Consider the following 17,477-nt stretch of genomic DNA (forward strand, 5'->3'; position numbering starts at 1 on the left):
CATGACCGGCACCGCCCACGCCGTCCTCCGCGTCCGCGAGGCGAGCATGCGGTACCCGGGCGGGGTCGTCGCCCTCGACCGGGTCAGCCTCGACGTCGCCGCGGGGGAGCTCCTCGCGATCGTCGGCCCGTCCGGGTCCGGCAAGTCCACGCTGCTGAACATCATGGGTACCCTCGACCGCCCGACGTCCGGTGCGGTCCTGATCGAAGGCCACGACGTCGCGACCCTCGGCGACCGGAGGCTCTCGGCGCTGCGGGCCCGGTCGCTCGGCTTCGTGTTCCAGCGCAGCCACCTCACCGACGGTCTCACCGCGGCCGAGAACGTCGCGACCGGCCTGCTCTATGCCGGGGTGCCGCGCCGGTACCGCCATTCCCGCGCCGTGGACGCCCTCGGCCGGGTCGGGCTCGCCCACCGCACCGGTCACCGGCCGCACCAGCTGTCCGGCGGCGAGCGGCAGCGGGTCGCGATCGCCCGCGCCCTCGTCAACGGCCCGGCGGTCGTCCTCGCCGACGAACCGACCGGAGCCCTCGACTCGGCCACCGGCGAGGCGGTCCTGGACCTGCTGCTGCGGCTGCACGCCGACGGCACCACCATCGCCGTCATCACCCACGACCGCGACGTCGCCGCCCGCCTGCCCCGCCGCGTCGAGATCCGCGACGGCCGCGTGGTTGCCGACACGTCCGCGGTACCCACGGCGGGTGCCCGGTGACGGCCCCGGTCCGGCTCGGCCCGCGGGACATCCTCGCCCTCGGGCTGCTCGGCCTGCGCATCCGCCGCATCCGGGCGGCGCTGTCCGCGCTCGGCGTCGCCCTCGGCATCGCCACGACCGTCGTCGTCACCGGCATCCCCGCCTCCAGCCAGCAGGCCCTCACCGCCGAGCTCGCCGCCCTCGGCACGAACATGCTGCAGGTCGTCCCCGCCCCCAGGAACGCCGCCCAGCCGGACGAGCCGCCGCGGCTGCCGAAGGAGTCGGCCGCGATGGTCCGCCGGATCGGCCCGGTGACCGCGGTCGGCGTGGTCGCGAACACCCACACGACGGTGCGCCGCAACGACCTCACCGACCCCCGCGACAATCTGGGCCTGACCGTCCTCGCCGGGCGCCCCGGCCTCCTCGAGGTCCTCGACGCCCGCCTCGACGCCGGGCAGTTCGTCAACGAAGGGTTCCCGACGGTGGTCCTCGGGTCGGTGGCCGCCGCCAGGCTCGGGATCCCGGCGCTGCCCGCGGGTGGCCGGCCGCCGCAGGTCGTCGTCGCGGACCGGTGGTTCACCGTCGTGGGCATCCTCGCCCGCACCCCGCTCACCCCGGAGATCGACCGGTCGGTCCTCGTCGGCTGGGACACCGCCGCGGCCGAGCTCGGCTTCGACGGTCACCCGACCGTCCTGTACGTGCGCGCGCTGGAGGCCGCGGTCGAGGCCGTCCGGGCCGTCCTGCCCGCGACCGTCGACCCGCAGCACCCCTCCGGGGTCGTGGTGAGCCGCCCGTCGGACGCCCTCGCCGCGAAACGCGCCGCCGAGGCGACGTTCTCTGCGCTGTTCGTCGGCCTGGCCCTGGTCGCACTGCTCGTCGGCGGCGTCGGCATCGCCAACACGATGGTCGTGTCGGTGATGGAGCGCCGCGCCGAGATCGGGCTGCGGCGGGCCCTCGGCGCGACCCGCCGGCAGATCCGGGGGCAGTTCCTGACCGAGGCCGTCGCCCTGTCCGCCCTCGGCGGGGCCGCCGGGGCCGTCCTCGGCGCGCTCGGCACCGCCGCGTACGCCCTCTGGCACGGCTGGCCCGTCGTCATCCCGCCCGAGGCCCTGGCCGGCGGGGTCGTCGGGGCGGTCGTCGTCGGGATGCTCGCCGGCGTCTACCCGTCGGTGCGGGCCGCCCGCCTCACCCCGACCGCCGCGCTCAGCGCCGCGTGACCTCCACAGGTTCCCGACAATGATCCGGAAAGCTGAACCCATGCGAAAGTCCACCCCCGTGCTGCTCCTGCTCCTCGCGTTCGCCCCGCTCACCGCCTGCTCCGGCAAGCCCGACGCCACCGCGCCTCAGGTGGCGACGGTCGCCAGCGGCACCGCCCGGCCCTCGTCGCCGTCGGAGGCCGCCGCCGCCAACGACCGGCCGATCGTCCGTTCCGACATGACGGACGAGGAGGAGGACCGGCTGTGGGCGACGTGGAAACGCTGCCTGGACGAGCACGGCGTGCCGGAGAAGGACTTCAAGCAGCGCTCCGACAATCCGGACGAGGCGGCGAAGGCGGCGTTCGCGGCCTGCGCGAACCTCGAACCGGAGACGCCGTGGCAGCGGTCCAAGCGCCTCGACCCGGCCTACGGCGACAAGCTGCGCGACTGGGTGACCTGCATCCGCGCCGCCGGCATCGACGCCTGGGAGGACAACGGCTTCCTCGCGTTCAACAGCCTGCCGTCGCAGGAGCAGCAGGTCCACGTCGACGAGTGCCAGCGCAAGGTCTTCGGAGCCTGAGTGCCCTTCATGGGCGCAACGCCCGACCCGGGTAGGCGTCGGGGAGCAGCTCACCGTCCCGGATGACGGGCTCGCCGTTGACCAGCAGGTGCCGCACGCCGTGCGCCGGTGCCGTCGGGGCGAGCACCGTCGCCCGGTCCGTGACCTGGTCCGGGTCCAGCACGACGATGTCCGCGTCGGCGCCGACGCCGAGGTGCCCTTTGCGCCGCGCGGCCGGCGCGTGCGTGTCCAGCAGCCGTGCGGGCAGGAACGAGCAGCGCCGGAAGGCCTCCGGCCAGTCCCAGATCCCGGTCTCCCGCACGAACCGCCGCAGCGCCTTGGTGAACGTGCCGGCGGTGCGGGGATGGGTCGCCCCGCCGGCCGGCAGCGGCCACTGCCGCGAGTCGGTGGTGCCGTCGTCGAACGTCACCGGCAGGGCGTCACTGGCGACGATGGTGCCCGGGTGGGTGAACGTGGCTTCGAGCAGGGCGCGGTCCGCGGGGTTCGCCTCGTCGAGGATCTCGATGAGGCACAGCGCGCCGGGAGTGGCGGCCCGGACCTCGCGCAGCCGCGCGGCGTCGGCGATGCGTTCCCCGGAGCGCAGGAGCACGATGCTGCGGGGTTCGAGCCCCCAGACGTGCAGCCGCTCGGGGGCGAGGAACGCGGCGCCGACGGCCGTGCTCCCGGTGCCGTAGGGATAGGCCTCGTGGGTGACCCGTGAGCCTTCCGCGATCGCCGCGTCGATGGTGCGCAGCGCGCGTTCCAGGTGCCGGCCGGAGGTGCTGTTGACGTGGCAGTAGTGCATCGCGGCGCCCGTCTCGGCGGCGGCGGTCGTCAGCTCGGCCGCGCCGTCGACGGTCACGTCGGGGTCGGCCTCGACGAGGTTGCGCACGTGCGCGAACAGCGGCACGTCGGCGGCGCCGGCGAGCCGGGCGACGGGCAGGAACTCGCTGGGCGCGGCCCGCGGGGCGTATCCGATCGGCACGCCGATGCCGAGTGCCCCGTCGGCGAGTTCCCCGCTGAGCAGGTGCAGCCACCGGCTGCGCTGCGCGGCCGTCGACGACGCCTGCCACCGCTGATCGCCCAGCAGCGCGAGGACGGATCCCAGGTCCGGGGCCGGCTCGATGCCGGCGAGGACCAGGCCGCGGGCCGCCGTCCACGACGCGGAGAACCCGTAGTTCAGGGGCCGCCCCTCGGCCGCGGCCCGCGCGAGCGCGGCGGCCACCGGCATGAGGCCGACCTCGAGGTCGAGGGCCGTGGTCACGCCGTCGAAGGCCTGCAGGCGCTGACCGGCGATGGTGTTGACGTGGCTGTGGACGTCGACGAAGCCGGGCCCGACGATCAGCCCGGTCGCGTCCAGGACGGCGGCGTCCCCGCCCACCCGGTCGACGATCGAGCCGTCGCGCACGAGCAGGTCGCGCACGGCGTCCGTGCCCGTGCCGGGGTCGATGACGCGGCCACCGCGAAGCACCATCTCGGTCATGGAGGTCCTGTCCTGTCGGAGGTCGCCCGGGCCGCGAGGCGCAGCTCCAGCATCGCGGCGAAACGGGCGTCGGGGTCGTGCAGGTCGAGCGGGCCGACCTCGGTCACGCGGCGCAGCCGGTACCGGAACGTGTTCGGGTGGACGTACATCGCGGCCGCGGCGGCGACCGTGTCACCGAACGCGTCCAGCCACGCCCGCAGCGTGTCGACGAGGTTCGTGTTGTGCCGGGCGTCGTAGTCGAGCAGGCTCGCGACCGCGCCGCTGGGCCGGTCGCCGCGCGCCGACACCACGTCGGCCAGATCCAGCAGCAGCGCCTCCACGTGCACGTCGGCCAGCCGGGCGACCCGGCGTCCGGCGCCGCTGCCGGTGCGCAGGACCCGCAGCGCCCGGTCGGCCCCGGCCCGCGCCGCGGCAGGCCCGGCCACGTCCTGCGCGACCGGGCCGATGCCGGCGACGGCGGGGTGCGCTCGCCGACCCGGTCGAGGAAGTCGGTGGCGATGCGTGCGGCGCGCTGCTCCCCGTCGGCGCGCCCGCGGGTGACCGGGACGAGCCCGTACACGACGTCGCCGATGAGGGCCGCCGCCGACCTCGGGTGCACCGCGCCGAGGTGCATGGCGAGCGCGTCGGCCAGCCGCTGCCGCTCGGTGGCGAGGCCCGCGTCGACGCTCGCCGAACCCTCGGCGTCCTCGGCGCTGTCGGGGACCAGCAGGGCGAGGCCGAGCACGGCCACCGGCCGGTCGGCGAGCCCGAGGCGGGTCAGCGCGTCGAGGGCACCCGGCCCGCCTTCCAGGGCGGTGCTGAGCAGGTCGGTGCGCAGCCGCCGCTCGACGTCGGCGCCGGCCCGGATGCGCAGCATGTGCAGCGCGACGACCCGGGCGGCGTCCCGCAGCGCCTGCATCCGGTCCAGGTTGGGCGGCCGCCGCACGGCCGCCCAGATCGAGCCGAGGACCTCGTCGCCGGCGCGGACGGCGACCGCGACGCGGGGCACCAGGAAGTCGTCGCCGCCGGGTTCGACGTACACCGGCTGGTCGCTGCGGTACAGGTCGCGGAAGACCCCACGGTCGGTGAGGTGGCGGGCGTACCGTTCGGGCACCTGCCGGCCGAGGATGGTCTCGATGCGGGACCGGTCGGCCTCGTCCTGCCGGCCGGAGTAGGCGAGGACCCGTGAGCTGCGGTCCTCGATGGTGACCGGCGCGTCCAGCAGCGCCGCGATCGCGTTGGCCAGCGCGAACAGGTCACCGGCGGGGACACCGCCGAGGGTCTGTGGCCCGGCGTCGCCGACGTCGCCCTCGGCGAGCAGCGACCGCAGCAGCGCGGCCAGCTGCGCCCACGAGGCGCCCCGGGTCAGCCCGAGCAGCGCCACCCCGGACTCCGCCGCGGCGGCCGCCAGGTCGGGGCCGGTCGGCGCCGGCGCCCGCACGACCAGGCCGACGGCCTCCTGCCGGCCGAGCGCACGCAGCAGCCGGGCGGTCTGCGCCGCGTCGCCGACGCCGACGCCGAGGACCAGCGCGTGCTGGGGGAGCACCGGCTCGTCGAGGGGGTCGTGGATGACGACCCCGCCGATCGCGGCGGCGTGCCGCGGGTCGTGATCAGGGTCGCCGTGGACCAGTTCGAGGAGGGTGGCGCCGAGGTCGTCCAGGACGCGTCCGAGGCTGGCCTGTGGTCGCACGACAGAAATTTTAGATCCGCACCCAGGTCGTTTCGGTCGTGATCTGCGCGAGCACGTCGGGCAGCGGCTCGACGCCGAGACCGGGCGCGCCCGGCACGGCCAGGTGGCCGTCCTGGAGCACGAACGGCGCGGTGACGTCGGTGCGGTAGTAGCGGTCCGAGGCCGACGTGTCGCCGGGCAGGGTGAACCCGGGCAGCGCGGCCAGCGCCACGTTCGCGGCCCGCCCGATGCCCGTCTCCAGCATGCCGCCGCACCAGACCGGCACGCCGTGCGCCACGCAGACGTCGTGGATGCGGCGCGCCTCCAGGTAGCCGCCGACCCGGCCGGGCTTCACGTTGACGATCTCACAGGCGCCGAGGGCGATCGCCGCGGCGGCGGTCCGGGCCGAGGTGATCGACTCGTCGAGGCAGACCGGGGTGCGGATGAGCTTGGCGAGGGCGGCGTGGCCGAGCAGGTCCTCCTCGTCGAGGGGCTGCTCGATCAGCAGCAGGTCGAACGGGTCGAGCCGGCCGAGGTGCCGGGCGTCGGCGAGGGTGTAGGCGGTGTTGGCGTCGACCTGCAGCAGCAGCGCGTCGCCGAACCGTTCGCGGACCGCCCGGACGGGTTCGACGTCCCAGCCGGGTTCGATCTTCAGCTTGATCCGCACGTACCCGGCCTCGACATAGCCGGCGACCGCGTCGAGCAGCTCGCCGATCGAGTCCATGATGCCGACGGAGACGCCGCACGGCACCCGGTCGCGGACCGCGCCGAGCTCCCGCGCCAGCGGCCGCCCGGCGGCGCGCAGCTCGGCGTCCAGGACCGCCATCTCCAGCGCGGCCTTCGCCATCCGGTGTCCCTTGAACGGGGCGAGCGCCGGCCCGACCGCGTTGGCGTCGAGGCGTGGCGCCGCGCCGAGCGCGGGGATGAGGAAGCGGGTGAGCACGTCGGTGGCGGCCTCGACGTACTCCGAGGAGTACAGCGGGTCGGCCATCGCCACGCACTCGCCCCAGCCGTCCCCGTCGGGCGTGACCGCGCGCAGCAGCAGCAGGTCGCGCTCGGTGCTGGTGCCGAACGAGGTGCGAAACGGCGCCACCAGCGGCATCCGGACGCGTCGCAGCTCGACCCCGGTGAGTTTCATGGGTTTCCGTCCTTCGCGTCGGTGACGATGTACCAGCCGGCCCGGTCGAAGCCGGCCACCCGCCGGCCGCGGGCCATGAGCGTGCCGAGCGTCTCGCGGACCGCGATCCGCCAGGTGTGCGCGGCGGCCGGATCACCGCGCCGCAGCGTCTCGATGTCGGGTGGAGCGGCCACCAGGACGGTGTGCCCGTCCAGATCGCCTGCCGCGGGGCTGCCGTCCGCGGCGCGGCCCAGCCCGATGACGGCACCGCCGGCCAGTTCCTGCGCGGCGGTGCGGACGGCGGGCCGGCCGGCGCACGCGGCGTCCACGGCCGGGGCGGCGAGGTCCCAGCTGACCAGCAGCCGGTCAGTCTCGTCGGCGCCGTTGAGCCCGTCGTTCATGCCGCCGTAGAAGTTGGTCAGGTACTCCGCCGGGGTCGCGGCCAGCTTCGTCAGGTTGAAGTAGGCGTTGCGGCTGACCAGCGGGTCGTACGTCCACGAGATGGTCCTCAGCCCGCGGTGCAGGGCCCAGCTGCGCTGGTGCGTCTTGAGCGCGAAGCCGACCGCCCGGCGGCCGCCGCCCTGCACGACGCCGGCGACGTGGCTGTGCATGGTGGCCTGCGCCGGCGGCCCGAAGAACGCGACGCACGCGCCGACGAGCTCGGTGCCGTCGTAGGCGCCGGCGACGTAGTTGTCCGACTTGCTGAACGCCCGCAGCAGCACGGCGCTGACCGGCTGGTTGCCCGGGTCGGGCCGCCAGATCCCGTCGAACAGCCGGTGCATCGCCTGGAAGTCCTCGTCGTCCGTGATCTCGCGGACGGTCACCCCGGCGGCGTCCGCGGCGGCACGCGCCTGCCTGTCGTGCGCGCCGGTGGCCGTGTCCACGCCCGTCATCGCCTGCTCCCCGCACCGCTCAGCACGTCCAGGACCAGCGCCGTGACGAGGGCGGCCCGGTCGGGCAGCGCGTCGATCAGCACGTGCTCGTCATCGGCGTGCGCGCCGCCGCCGACCGCGCCGAGCCCGTCGAGGGTCGGGGTGCCCACGCCGGCGGTGAAGTTGCCGTCGGACGCCCCGCCCACGGCCGCCCCGCTCAGCGGTGGCAGCCCGAGCCGGTCGGCGAGCGCGGCGGCCCGCGCGTACAGCCCGGAGGACGCGGCGGTGGTCAGCGGCGGGCGGTTGCCGCCGCCCTCGACGACGAGCCGGGCGCCGTCGAGCACCGGCCGCAGCCCGGCGAGGGCGGCGGCGACCCGGTCCTGCTCGGCCTCGTCGCGGACGCGGACGTCCACGGCGAACTCCGCGGCCGCCGGCACGGTGTTGGTGGTGGTGCCGGCGGACACGGCGGTCGGCGTGACCGTGGTGCCGAGGTCCGGGTCGCCGAGCTGGTGCACCGCGAGGACCTGGTGGGCCAGTTCCACGGCGGCGTTGACGCCGCGCTGCGGCTCCAGTCCGGCGTGGGCGGCCCGGCCGGTGACCCGTACCCGGTAGAACCCGGCGCCCTTGCGGGCGGTCTTGAGCGCCCCGTCGCCCGCCGACGGCTCCAGGACCAGGGCGGCGCGGGCGCCGGCCGCCTCCTGCTCGATGAGCGACCGGGAGCTCGGCGAGCCGATCTCCTCGTCGCCGGTGATGAGCACGGTCACCGCGGCGCCCTGCCCGGCCGCGGCGGCGGCCGCGTGCAGCGCCATCACCACCCCGGCCTTCATGTCGAAGCAGCCCGGGCCGCGCAGCCGCCCACCGGCCGTGGTCCACGGGTGCGTGGCGAGCGTGCCGACCGGCCACACCGTGTCGTGGTGGCCGAGCAGCAGGACCCGGTCCGGCCCGTCGCCGAGCCGCCAGCGCAGGTGGGTGTGTCCGGCCAGGACGATGCGGTCCGGGGCGGCGCCGAGGCGCCGGGCGCCGATGCCCGCCACCACGTCGGCGCTGCGCGCGACGGCGGCGAGGTCGGCGGACGGCGACTCGGCCCGCACCAGGGTCTCGATCTCGGCGAGCAGCGAGGGCAGCGCCGCCCGCATGTCCCGCACCAGCGACCTACCGTCCATCGTGGACCTTCGGTGTCGCCCGCACCCCGAAGTGCAGGTACGGCTCGCCGGTCGGCAGCGTGTAGAACGTCACCGGCGCCCAGTTCTGCGCCGACGGCTCCTTGACCAGGAACAGGTGCTCCTCGACCGGCACCATCGGATACTCGGTCACCGGGTCCGGGATCAGCTCGGCGATCGGCCCGGTGATGGTGGTCCGCATGAGCGGGCCGCCGTCGCGGTCCAGCACGTCGATGCGCACGCTGGCGCGCTCGTACGTGCCCAGGTACCGCTGGAAGGCGACCTGGACCGGTTCGGCGGGCGGCGCGATCGGGTGGGGCATCGCGAGGCCGGCCGCCTCGGCGAAGATCTCCCGGTACAGCTCGTCGTAGAGGTCGCGGCCGTGGCCGCCGTTGGTGAGCAGGGTGACGGCGAGGCCCTGCTCGGGCAGCAGGCGCAGGAACGCCGACTGGCCGATGGTGTTGCCGTCGTGCCCGATGAGCCGGTGCCCGTCCCAGCCGAACCGGATCCAGCCCAGCCCCCAGGAGTCGCCGAGGGAGTACCGGTCGGGCAGCTCGGCGTGCTGCGCGGCCATGGCGGCGGCGCTCGCCTCGCTCAGCACCCGGCTGCCGTCCGCGGCGAGACCGCCGCTGAGGTGCAGGCGGGCGAACGCGAGCACGTCGGCGGCGGTGGCGTTGATCAGGCCGGCCGGCCCGAGCGACCGCGGCAGCCCCCACGCCGGCGCAACCTTGAGCTCGTCGGGGTCCTCGCCGACGTGGCCGATCGCGGCGCGGTGGGCGAGCGCCTCCTCCGGCAGCGTGCCGGTGCGGCGCAGCCCGAGCGGGCCGAACAGCCGGGCCCGCAGCGCGGCGTCCCAGGTGCCACCGGTCAGCTTCTCGATGACCCGGCCGGCGAGGGAGAAGCCGGCGTTGCAGTAGGACCAGGTGACGCCGAGCGGGTGGTTCTGGGTCTGCTCGGCGAGCAGCGCCACGTACCGCTCGAGGCAGTCGTCGCCGCGACCGGTGTCGGTGAACACGTCGCCGTCGATGCCGCTGGTGTGGGTGAGCAGGTGGCGCATGGTGACCTGCTTGGTGACCTCCGGGTCGGCGAGGCGGAACTCGGGCAGCACGTCGATGACCGGCGCGTCCAGGTCGAGCAGGCCCTCGTCGACCAGTTGCAGGACCACGGTCGCGGTCCACACCTTCGAGATCGAGCCGATCTGGAACACCGAGTCGGTGGTGGTGGCGACGCCGGTGTCCGTGTTGAGCACGCCGTGCGCGGCCTCGACCAGTTCGTCGTCGCCGCCCGGGCGCAGCCGCAGGATGCCGAGCGTCGCGCCCGGCACCTTGTGCCGCTCGGCGAGCGCGGTCAACCGGCGCTGCCAGTGCGCCGCGTCCAGCGCCGCGCGCCGCGGTCCGCCGCGGCCGGCGGCGTACTGCTCGACCCAGTCCACGACGCGGCGGTTGAAGTCGATCCGGTGCGACGGCCTGCCCTGCAGGATGAACAGGTGTGAGGCGTCCGGGTAGAGCACCAGCCGGGTCGGCACGTCCCGCTCGCGCAGCGCGGTGTGCCACTGCTGCGCCTGCCCGACCGGGCACCGCACATCGGCGGCGCCGTGCAGGATCAGGGTGGGCGTGCGGACCTGGCCGACCCGGGTGATCGGCGACATCGCCGCGTAGTCCTCGCCGTCGGGCCGGTCGCCGAACTCGAACGTGCCGAGGAAGTGCCCGGCGTCGGCGGTGCCCGCCTCGCTGGTCAGGTCGCTGACCACGCCGCCGGCGACCGCTGCGGCGAACCGGTGGTCGATCCCGGTCAGGTAGCAGGTCATGTAGCCGCCGTAGCTGTAACCGGCCACGGCGAGCCGGTCCGGGTCGGCCAGCCCTTCGGCGACCAGCGCGTCGAGCGGCTCCAGGAGGTCCTTGGCGTCGGCGACGCCCCACGCGCCGAGCGCGGCGGTGTAGAACGCCTCGCCGTAGCCGTCGCTGCCGCGCGGGTTGAGCAGCAGCACCGTCCAGCCCCGCGCGACGAGTTCCTGGTGGTAGAGATGGATGTCGTCGGCGGCGGCGTTCCACGCGTTGTGCGGCCCGCCGTGCACGTCCAGCAGCAGCGGGCCGGGCCCGGCCGCCGCCGGGTCGCGGATCAGCCAGCCGTGCACCACGGTGCCGTCGGACACGGTGAACTCGCGCTCCTCGCGCGGGTACAGGTCGAACCCGCCGCCGTGCGCGGTCCGTGCGGCGGTGTCGCCGGTGGACAGCTCGACCGTGACGACCTCGCCCAGCGAGTCCGGGGTGAGCAGCAGCACGACCGCGGTGTCCCCGGCGACGGACATCCCGGCGACGGACCGCCCGGCGCCGGTCAGCACCGGCCGCGGGGCACCGCCGTCGACCGGGACGGTGTAGAGGTGGGTGTCGCCGCGGTCGCGGACGCAGAACAGCACCGACCGTCCATTGTCGACGGTCACCGGCAGGGCGCCCGGGTAGCCCGGCCCGCCCGGCATCACGTTGCGGTCCAGCGCGGCGGACAGGCTGGAGACAGGGCCGCCGTCCAGCGGCACGCGCAGCAGGTGCGCGTGCCCGGTCGGCCGCCCGGGGAACCCGACGACCAGCAGCGCGTCGCCGCCGGCGGTCCAGACGACCGGGCCGGCGGTGCCGTCGGCGAGACCGGCGAGCCGGGGCGGCGCGGCCGGGTCGGTGGCGGAGCGCACGTAGACCGGGGTGTGCATGGTGCGGTCCGCGTCCGGTGCGGTGGCCGCCGTGTACGCCAGTTGTGTCCCGTCCGGCGACCACGCCGGCTCGCCCGCGTGCCAGTCCCCGTCGGTGAACCGGCGGCAGACCTTGGTGGCCGGGTCCACGACGTGCACGTGGCTGCGGATGGTGCGCAGGTAGCCGGCGCCGTCGGCGAAGTAGTCCAGCCGGTCCGCGACGATCGGCGCCGCGCCGCGCTTCGTGCGCGCCGCGTCGTCCTCGCCGTCGGCGGCGTGCAGGTCGACCGGCGCGGCGAACGCGACGGCGGTGCCGTCCGGGCTCCACACCGGCCGCCCGGCGCCCAGCGGCAGCGTGGTGAGCTGCTCGGGCTCCCGCCGCCGGCCGGCAGCAGCCAGAGCTGCGCCCCGCCGTCACCGGCGCGCAGGAACGCGATCCGCGTGCCGTCCGGCGACCACGACGGCGCCGAGTCGGCACCGCCCCGGGTCAGCTGCTCCGGCTCGCCGGAGCGGGTGCCGACCCACCAGAGGTTGTGCAGGGTGCGGTCGGCGTCGGCGTCCACGGTACGGAGCACGTAGACGACGCGGGTGCCGTCCGGCGCGATCGCCGGCTGCTCCGGCGTCGCGAGGGTGAGCAGGTCGTCGATGCGCTGGCGTCTGGTCACGGCGTACTCCTCATGGGAAGCCTGTTGGGATTCGGGGCGGGTGCGGCGAAGTGGCAGGCGGCCCGGTGCCGGTGTGCGGCGCCGTCCGGTGCGGTGTCACGGCAGACGTCCCGGTTCAGGACGAGCGGGCCGACCGGGCAGCGGGGGTGGAAGTGGCAGCCGGTCGGCGGGTGGTGCGGGTCCGCGGGCTCCGCGGCGTCCAGCACGGCCTCCTTGCCGGTGATCGCCTGACGGGTGGCGCCGGGCTGCGGCGCCGAGGCCAGCAGCTGCCGGGTGTAGGGATGCTGCGGGTCGGCGAGGACGTCGTCGACCGGGCCGCACTCGACGATCCGGCCCAGGTACATGACGGCGAGGACGTCGCTGACGTACCGGACGACCGCCAGGTTGTGCGAGATGAACAGCATCGACAGGCCCAGCCGCCGCTGCAGGTCCCGCACCAGGTTGAGCACGGTGCCCTGGATCGACACGTCCAGCGCCGAGGTGATCTCGTCGGCGATGATCACGTCGGGGCGGGCGGCGAGGGCGCGGGCGAGCGCGACCCGCTGCCGCTGCCCGCCGGACAGCTGGACCGGGTACTGGCCGGCCCGTTCCGGCGCAAGCTCGACGAGTTCGAGCAGCCGGAGCACCTCGGCCCGGCGGGCCGCCGGGTTCGCGCCGCGCGGGATCGCCTCGGCGATCGAGGCGCCGATGCTCATTCGCGGGTCGAGCGAGGAGTACGGGTCCTGGAACACCATCTGCACGCGGCGCCCGTCGGCGGTGCCGGGTGTGCGCGGCAGCGCCCGCCCGTCGAGCAGGATGTCCCCGCCGGCGAGCGGGGCCAGCCCGACCGCGGCGCGGGCCAGGGTCGACTTGCCGGAGCCGGACTCGCCGACCAGACCCACGACGCTGCCGGCGGGGACGGTGAGGTCGACCCGGTCGACGGCGGTGATGCCGCGCCTCCGGCCGCCGAAGCGGACCGAGACGTCGCGGAAGCTCAGCTCATTCATGGCGCTCACCCACCCTCGCGGGTTCAAGGTCGGCGTGCCAGCAGGCGACCCGTCCGCCGGCGGCGTTCGCTTCCAGGGGCGGGTCCTCCTGGCGGCAGAGGTCGTCGGCGTACGCGCAGCGCGGCGCGAACGCGCATCCGGCCGGCACCTCGCCGGGCTCGACCGGCCGGCCCGGGATGACGGTGAGCGGCAGGTCGCGGTCGGTGCCCAGGTGCGGCACCGCGGCCAGCAACGCCCGGGTGTACGGGTGCCGCGCCCCGTCGGGCAGCCCCTCGGCCGCCACGTCCTCGACGATGCGTCCGGCGTACATGACCAGCACCCGCTCGCAGACCTGCCCGACGACGGTGATGTCGTGGCTGATCAGCAGCAGCGCGATGGCGTCGGCGGCGCGGATGTCCTGCAGCAGCGCCAGCACCTGCCGCTGCACGGTCACGTCCAGCGCGGTGGTCGGCTCGTCGGCGACGATCAGTGCCGGCGTGCCCATCAGGCCCATGCCGATCATCGCCCGCTGCCGCATGCCACCGGAGAACTCGTGCGGGAACTGGTGCGACCGCCGTTCGGCGGCGGGCAGCCGGACGGCGCGCAGCCGGTCCACCGCCCGCGCGAACGCCTCGCGGCGGCGCAGGCCCTGGTGCTGCACGGCGGGCTCGGCGAGCTGCCGGCCGACCCGCTGGGTCGGGTTGAACGACGACATCGGGTCCTGGAACACCATCGCGAAGGAGGTGCCCAGCAGGCGCCGCTGGGCGCGGTCCGGTCCGTGCCGCAGGTCCTCGCCGGCGAACTCGAGCCGGTCGGCGTGCACCTCGCCGGGCGCCTCGATCAGCTGGGCGATCGCGAGGGCGGTCAGGCTCTTGCCGGAGCCGGACTCGCCGACCACGCCGACCGCCTCGCCGCGGCGCATCGTGAAGCTCAGCCCGCGCACCGGTGTCAGCGCGCCGAACGTGACCCGGAGCCCTTCAACGGCCAGCACCGTGTCTTTGTCCACAGTGGACGACGGTGTGGGCTCCGGCAGGGGTGCTCGGCGGCGCACGGCGGTGAACAGCGGGGTGCTCTGCCCGATCTGCCGGGCGATCGCCTCGCCGGTGAGGTTGAACGCCAGTCCCGCCAGGACGACCGCGACGCCCGGCACGAGGGCGGCGAGGGGATGCACGTAGAGGCTGTTGAGGCCCTCGCCGAGCAGCCGGCCCCAGTCGTAGTCGGGCGCCTGCACGCCGAGGCCGAGGTATGACAGGCCGGCGAAGGCGAGCAGGGAGCCGCCGGCCGCGACGGTCGCGTTGACGACGAGGGGCTCGCCGATGTTCGGCAGGATGTGCCGGACCAGGACCCGGAACCGGCCGGCCCCGGCGATCCGGGAGGCGGCGACGTAGTCCCGTTCCGCGACGGAGGCGACCAGGGTACTGGTCAGCCGGGCGAATGCGGGTGCGACGGCGAAACCGATCGCCAGGACCGCGCCCTTGGCGCCCACCCCGAAGATCACCGCGAAGCTGAGCGCGAGCAGCAGCCCGGGGAACGCGACGGCGATGTTCACCCCGGCGGTGACGAGCCGGCCCAGGCGCGCGCCGATCAGCTGCGGCGCGGCGCCGAGGAGCAGCCCCGTGACGACGCCGAGGCCGGTCGCCAGCAACGCCAGGATCACCGACAGGCGGGTGGCGACGAGGACCCGGAAGAAGATGTCCCGGCCCAGTCCGTCGGTCCCGGCCCAGTGCCGCTCCGACGGGCCCTGCAGGATGTTCGCGGTGTCCACGGCGCCGGCCCGGTCACCCCACAGCACGGGCGCCAGGACGGCGGTGACCAGCAGCACGGCAAGGAGCGCGACGGCGCTGATGCCGAGCGGGGTCCGCAGCCGGTTCGGCACGTCTCAGCCCTCCCGGATCGTTGAGCGCGGGTCGAGCAGGGCCAGGCCCACGTCGACGACGAGGTTGACCAGCAGCACGCCCAGGCCGTAGATGAGCACGATGGCCTGCACCACCGGGTAGTCCTTCGACAGGATCGACTGGACGATGGTGCTGCCCAGCCCCGGCCAGGCGAACACGTTCTCCACCAGGACGGTCGCCGCGACCAGACCGCCGAGCAGCAGCCCGGCGAGCGTGAGCGTGGCGGTCAGCGAGTTGGGCAGCGCGTGGCGCAGGTAGAGCCGCCGGTCCGGCAGCCGCTTGGCGCGGGCGGTGCGGATGTAGTCGGTGTCCAGCACCGCCAGGGTCTCCACCCGCATGATCCGGGCGAGCACCGCGGCCGGGCCGATGGCCAGGGCGAGGACCGGCAGCACGTAGGAGCCGGGGCCGCCCCGGCCGGCGATCGGCACCAGGCCGAGGCGCACCCCGAACACGTAGACCAGGCCGGCGCCGATCAGGAACTCCGGCACCGCGCCGAAGAGCACGCTGGCCGAGGTGAAGCCGAGCTCCAACTGCCGCCGGCGGCCGGCCCGGGTCAGCACGGCCATGGTCAGGCCGATCGGCACCGAGAGCGCGACGGCGACGATGAACGCGTACACCGCCAGCTCCAGCGTCGCCGGGTACCGGTCCGCGATGACCTGCGAGACCGGCAGCCCCGAGGCGGTCGAGATGCCGAACCTCCCGGTGAACAGGTCGGCCAGGTAGTCCAGGTACTGCCGCCACAGCGGGTCGTCCAGCCCGAGCTGCTCCCGGCGCGCCGCGACCAGCTCGGGCGACGCGGTGACGCCGAGCGCCGCCCGCACCGGGTCGCCGGGGATCAGGTGGATCATTGCGAACGCGGCCGTCAGCAGCACCCAGACCGAGAACAGCAGACGACGTAACCGGCGCGCGGTGAACCGTACCCACGCGTTGTCCGCCAGTGCCCGCACGCCGGTCACCCCCTTACACCAGCATCCGGATGGACTGCGGGACGAGCGTGCCCTCCGCGAGCTCGAACTGGACGCCCTGGCCGAACGTCGGCACCGTCGAGTTGACGAACGGCACCATGTCGACGTGCTGGAAGAGCGCCTTCTCCGCAGCCGCCCACTGCTCGCACCCGGCGGTGCCGGCGATCGCCGAGGCGTCCGTGACCGCCTTGGTGTACGCGGCGTTGTCGATGCCGGAGAAGTTGACGCCGTCCGGCGCGGACGGCCCCGACAGGTACGGCACGAGCTGGCTGGGCAGGGTGATGTTGAGCGGCAGGAACGCCACGTCCCAGGCGAGCTGCCCGCCGACGATGGCGGTGCCGACCTCGGCGTCGGTCACGGACTTCATGGTGACCTCCGCGCCGGCGCTCTTCCAGACCTGCTGCGTCAGCTCGGCGCCGGCCTGCACACCGGCGCCCAGGCTGGTCGGGTACGCGATGGTGATGGCCAGCTTCTGGCCGCCCTTCGCGCGGACCCCGCCGGTGCCGGCCGTCCAGCCCGCGGCCTCGAGAGCGGCCTTCGCCGCGTCCAGGTTGTGCGCGGGCAGGTTGCCCTCGACGGTGTTCTGCTTGCACGGCCCGAGGCTGGGCGCGACGAGCCCGCTGGGTGCCTTGCCGCTGCCGCTGCTGACGACCTTGCCCAGCTCGGCGAGGTCGAGCGCCTGGGTCAGCGCCTTGCGGACGCTCTCGTCGGCGCCGGGCAGCCCGGCCTTGTGGTTGAACCACAGCTCGCCGAGCGCCGCCTCGACCTGCCGCTGGGTGAGGCCGGCCGCCTGCAGCCGCTGCCGGTCGGGCCCGATCACCTGTGCGACGTTCACCTGCTTGGACATCAGCAGGTTGGCCGCCGTCGACTCGTTCGTGACGACCTTCAGGGTCACCGTGTCGGGCAGGCCGCGCTGGTCGGCCTTGAAGTCGCCGGGGCCCCAGGCGTAGTCCTTGCGGCGGGTGAACGTGTAGTGGTCGTTGGCGACCGCCTCGGTCAGCGTGAACATGCCGGTGCCGTCGCCGCCCTGCTTGAGCAGGTTGCGGTCCTTCATGCCCTTGCCGCACACGATCGGCAGCCCGCCGACGGTGCGCGCGAGGAACGACGCCGGCGCCGCGGAGGTTACCGTGACGGTGCCGGCCGCGTCGTCGCCCTTCGCGGTCGCGCCCGGCGGCACGAACACCCCGATCCTCGACGAGGCGTTCTTCGGGTCGCCGACGAAGTTGATGTTGTCGGCGACCACGCTCGCGGTGAGCGGGCTGCCGTCGGCGCACTTGACGTCCTTGCGGAGGGTGTACGTCGCGGACGTCGTGGTGCCCTGCCAGGTCTGCGCCAGCCCGGCCATCTCGTTGCCGTTCGGGTCGACGTTGATCAGCGAGTCGTACATGAACCGGTCGACCAGGTACGCGACCGACAGCGTGGTGAGGTGGGGGTCGAGCGTGCCCGGGTCCGCGCCGAGCACCATCGTGAACGTCTTGCCGTCGGCGAACGTCTGCTCGCCGGTCGCCGCATTGCCACCGCAGGCGCCGAGGAGCAGCGCGAGACCACCGACCGTTGCAGTGGTCCTGACAGATCTCATGGATG

Annotated in this window: 14 protein-coding genes; 3 read left to right on the plus strand and 11 right to left on the minus strand. The window is 74.9% G+C overall.

Annotated elements, in window-relative coordinates; translation table 11 throughout:
- Position 1: 1 nt before the first annotated feature.
- Genes OHA72_RS37840 through OHA72_RS37850 form a run of 3 tightly spaced genes read left to right on the plus strand, consistent with a single transcriptional unit; the run spans position 2 to position 2,464 of the window.
- Entirely contained in the window at positions 2 to 709 is a 708-nt protein-coding gene (locus tag OHA72_RS37840) for an ABC transporter ATP-binding protein (RefSeq protein WP_442788762.1), read from the plus strand.
- The gene (locus tag OHA72_RS37845) at positions 706 to 1,905 is read left to right on the plus strand and encodes an ABC transporter permease (protein WP_327000869.1); all 1,200 of its coding nucleotides are present in this window, start codon (positions 706 to 708) and stop codon (positions 1,903 to 1,905) included. Before OHA72_RS37840 ends, OHA72_RS37845 begins: the two co-directional genes overlap by 4 nt.
- 40 nt (positions 1,906 to 1,945) lie before the next feature.
- On the plus strand, positions 1,946 to 2,464 hold the full coding sequence (locus tag OHA72_RS37850) for a hypothetical protein (RefSeq protein WP_327000870.1): 519 nt from the start codon (positions 1,946 to 1,948) through the stop codon (positions 2,462 to 2,464).
- A gap of 7 nt (positions 2,465 to 2,471) precedes the next feature.
- Here the strand turns inward: OHA72_RS37850 and OHA72_RS37855 are convergent, their stop codons facing one another.
- From OHA72_RS37855 to OHA72_RS37905, 11 genes are all read right to left on the minus strand, one after another.
- A complete protein-coding gene (locus OHA72_RS37855) occupies positions 2,472 to 3,926 on the minus strand; it encodes an amidohydrolase family protein (RefSeq protein WP_327000871.1) in 1,455 nt (484 codons plus the stop codon).
- Entirely contained in the window at positions 3,923 to 4,126 is a 204-nt protein-coding gene (locus OHA72_RS37860) for a helix-turn-helix domain-containing protein (protein WP_327011743.1), read from the minus strand. Before OHA72_RS37860 ends, OHA72_RS37855 begins: the two co-directional genes overlap by 4 nt.
- Complete coding sequence (locus tag OHA72_RS37865) at positions 4,030 to 5,595, minus strand: PucR family transcriptional regulator (RefSeq protein ID WP_327000872.1); 1,566 nt, start codon at positions 5,593 to 5,595, stop codon at positions 4,030 to 4,032. Before OHA72_RS37865 ends, OHA72_RS37860 begins: the two co-directional genes overlap by 97 nt.
- Before the next feature lie 10 nt (positions 5,596 to 5,605).
- The gene (gene menC / locus OHA72_RS37870) at positions 5,606 to 6,712 is read right to left on the minus strand and encodes an o-succinylbenzoate synthase (RefSeq protein WP_327000873.1); all 1,107 of its coding nucleotides are present in this window, start codon (positions 6,710 to 6,712) and stop codon (positions 5,606 to 5,608) included.
- On the minus strand, positions 6,709 to 7,584 hold the full coding sequence (locus OHA72_RS37875) for a GNAT family N-acetyltransferase (RefSeq protein WP_327000874.1): 876 nt from the start codon (positions 7,582 to 7,584) through the stop codon (positions 6,709 to 6,711). Before OHA72_RS37875 ends, menC begins: the two co-directional genes overlap by 4 nt.
- The gene (locus tag OHA72_RS37880; RefSeq protein WP_327000875.1) at positions 7,581 to 8,726 is read right to left on the minus strand and encodes a M20 family metallopeptidase; all 1,146 of its coding nucleotides are present in this window, start codon (positions 8,724 to 8,726) and stop codon (positions 7,581 to 7,583) included. The genes OHA72_RS37875 and OHA72_RS37880 overlap by 4 nt, the downstream gene beginning before the upstream one ends.
- The gene (locus tag OHA72_RS37885; protein WP_327000876.1) at positions 8,716 to 11,733 is read right to left on the minus strand and encodes a serine hydrolase; all 3,018 of its coding nucleotides are present in this window, start codon (positions 11,731 to 11,733) and stop codon (positions 8,716 to 8,718) included. Before OHA72_RS37885 ends, OHA72_RS37880 begins: the two co-directional genes overlap by 11 nt.
- A 331-nt stretch (positions 11,734 to 12,064) precedes the next feature.
- On the minus strand, positions 12,065 to 13,054 hold the full coding sequence (locus OHA72_RS37890; protein ID WP_327000877.1) for an ABC transporter ATP-binding protein: 990 nt from the start codon (positions 13,052 to 13,054) through the stop codon (positions 12,065 to 12,067).
- Complete coding sequence (locus tag OHA72_RS37895; RefSeq protein ID WP_327000878.1) at positions 13,047 to 14,909, minus strand: dipeptide/oligopeptide/nickel ABC transporter permease/ATP-binding protein; 1,863 nt, start codon at positions 14,907 to 14,909, stop codon at positions 13,047 to 13,049. Before OHA72_RS37895 ends, OHA72_RS37890 begins: the two co-directional genes overlap by 8 nt.
- A gap of 3 nt (positions 14,910 to 14,912) precedes the next feature.
- The gene (locus tag OHA72_RS37900; protein WP_327000879.1) at positions 14,913 to 15,875 is read right to left on the minus strand and encodes an ABC transporter permease; all 963 of its coding nucleotides are present in this window, start codon (positions 15,873 to 15,875) and stop codon (positions 14,913 to 14,915) included.
- A 13-nt stretch (positions 15,876 to 15,888) separates the two neighbouring features.
- A complete protein-coding gene (locus OHA72_RS37905) occupies positions 15,889 to 17,472 on the minus strand; it encodes an ABC transporter substrate-binding protein (protein ID WP_327000880.1) in 1,584 nt (527 codons plus the stop codon).
- Positions 17,473 to 17,477 lie beyond the last annotated feature (5 nt).

It is taken from the genome of Dactylosporangium sp. NBC_01737 (genome assembly GCF_035963215.1).
Lineage (GTDB): Bacteria > Actinomycetota > Actinomycetes > Mycobacteriales > Micromonosporaceae > Dactylosporangium.

Excerpts from the sequence above, each read along its gene's own strand:
- OHA72_RS37840 (WP_442788762.1), top strand. The coding sequence starts at position 2 with ATGACCGGCACCGCCCACGCCGTCCTCCGCGTCCGCGAGGCGAGCATG.
- OHA72_RS37850 (WP_327000870.1), top strand. The coding sequence starts at position 1,946 with ATGCGAAAGTCCACCCCCGTGCTGCTCCTGCTCCTCGCGTTCGCCCCG.
- OHA72_RS37855 (WP_327000871.1), bottom strand. The coding sequence starts at position 3,926 with ATGACCGAGATGGTGCTTCGCGGTGGCCGCGTCATCGACCCCGGCACG.
- menC (WP_327000873.1), bottom strand. The coding sequence starts at position 6,712 with ATGAAACTCACCGGGGTCGAGCTGCGACGCGTCCGGATGCCGCTGGTG.
- OHA72_RS37875 (WP_327000874.1), bottom strand. The coding sequence starts at position 7,584 with ATGACGGGCGTGGACACGGCCACCGGCGCGCACGACAGGCAGGCGCGT.
- OHA72_RS37880 (WP_327000875.1), bottom strand. The coding sequence starts at position 8,726 with ATGGACGGTAGGTCGCTGGTGCGGGACATGCGGGCGGCGCTGCCCTCG.
- OHA72_RS37890 (WP_327000877.1), bottom strand. The coding sequence starts at position 13,054 with ATGAATGAGCTGAGCTTCCGCGACGTCTCGGTCCGCTTCGGCGGCCGG.
- OHA72_RS37905 (WP_327000880.1), bottom strand. The coding sequence starts at position 17,472 with ATGAGATCTGTCAGGACCACTGCAACGGTCGGTGGTCTCGCGCTGCTC.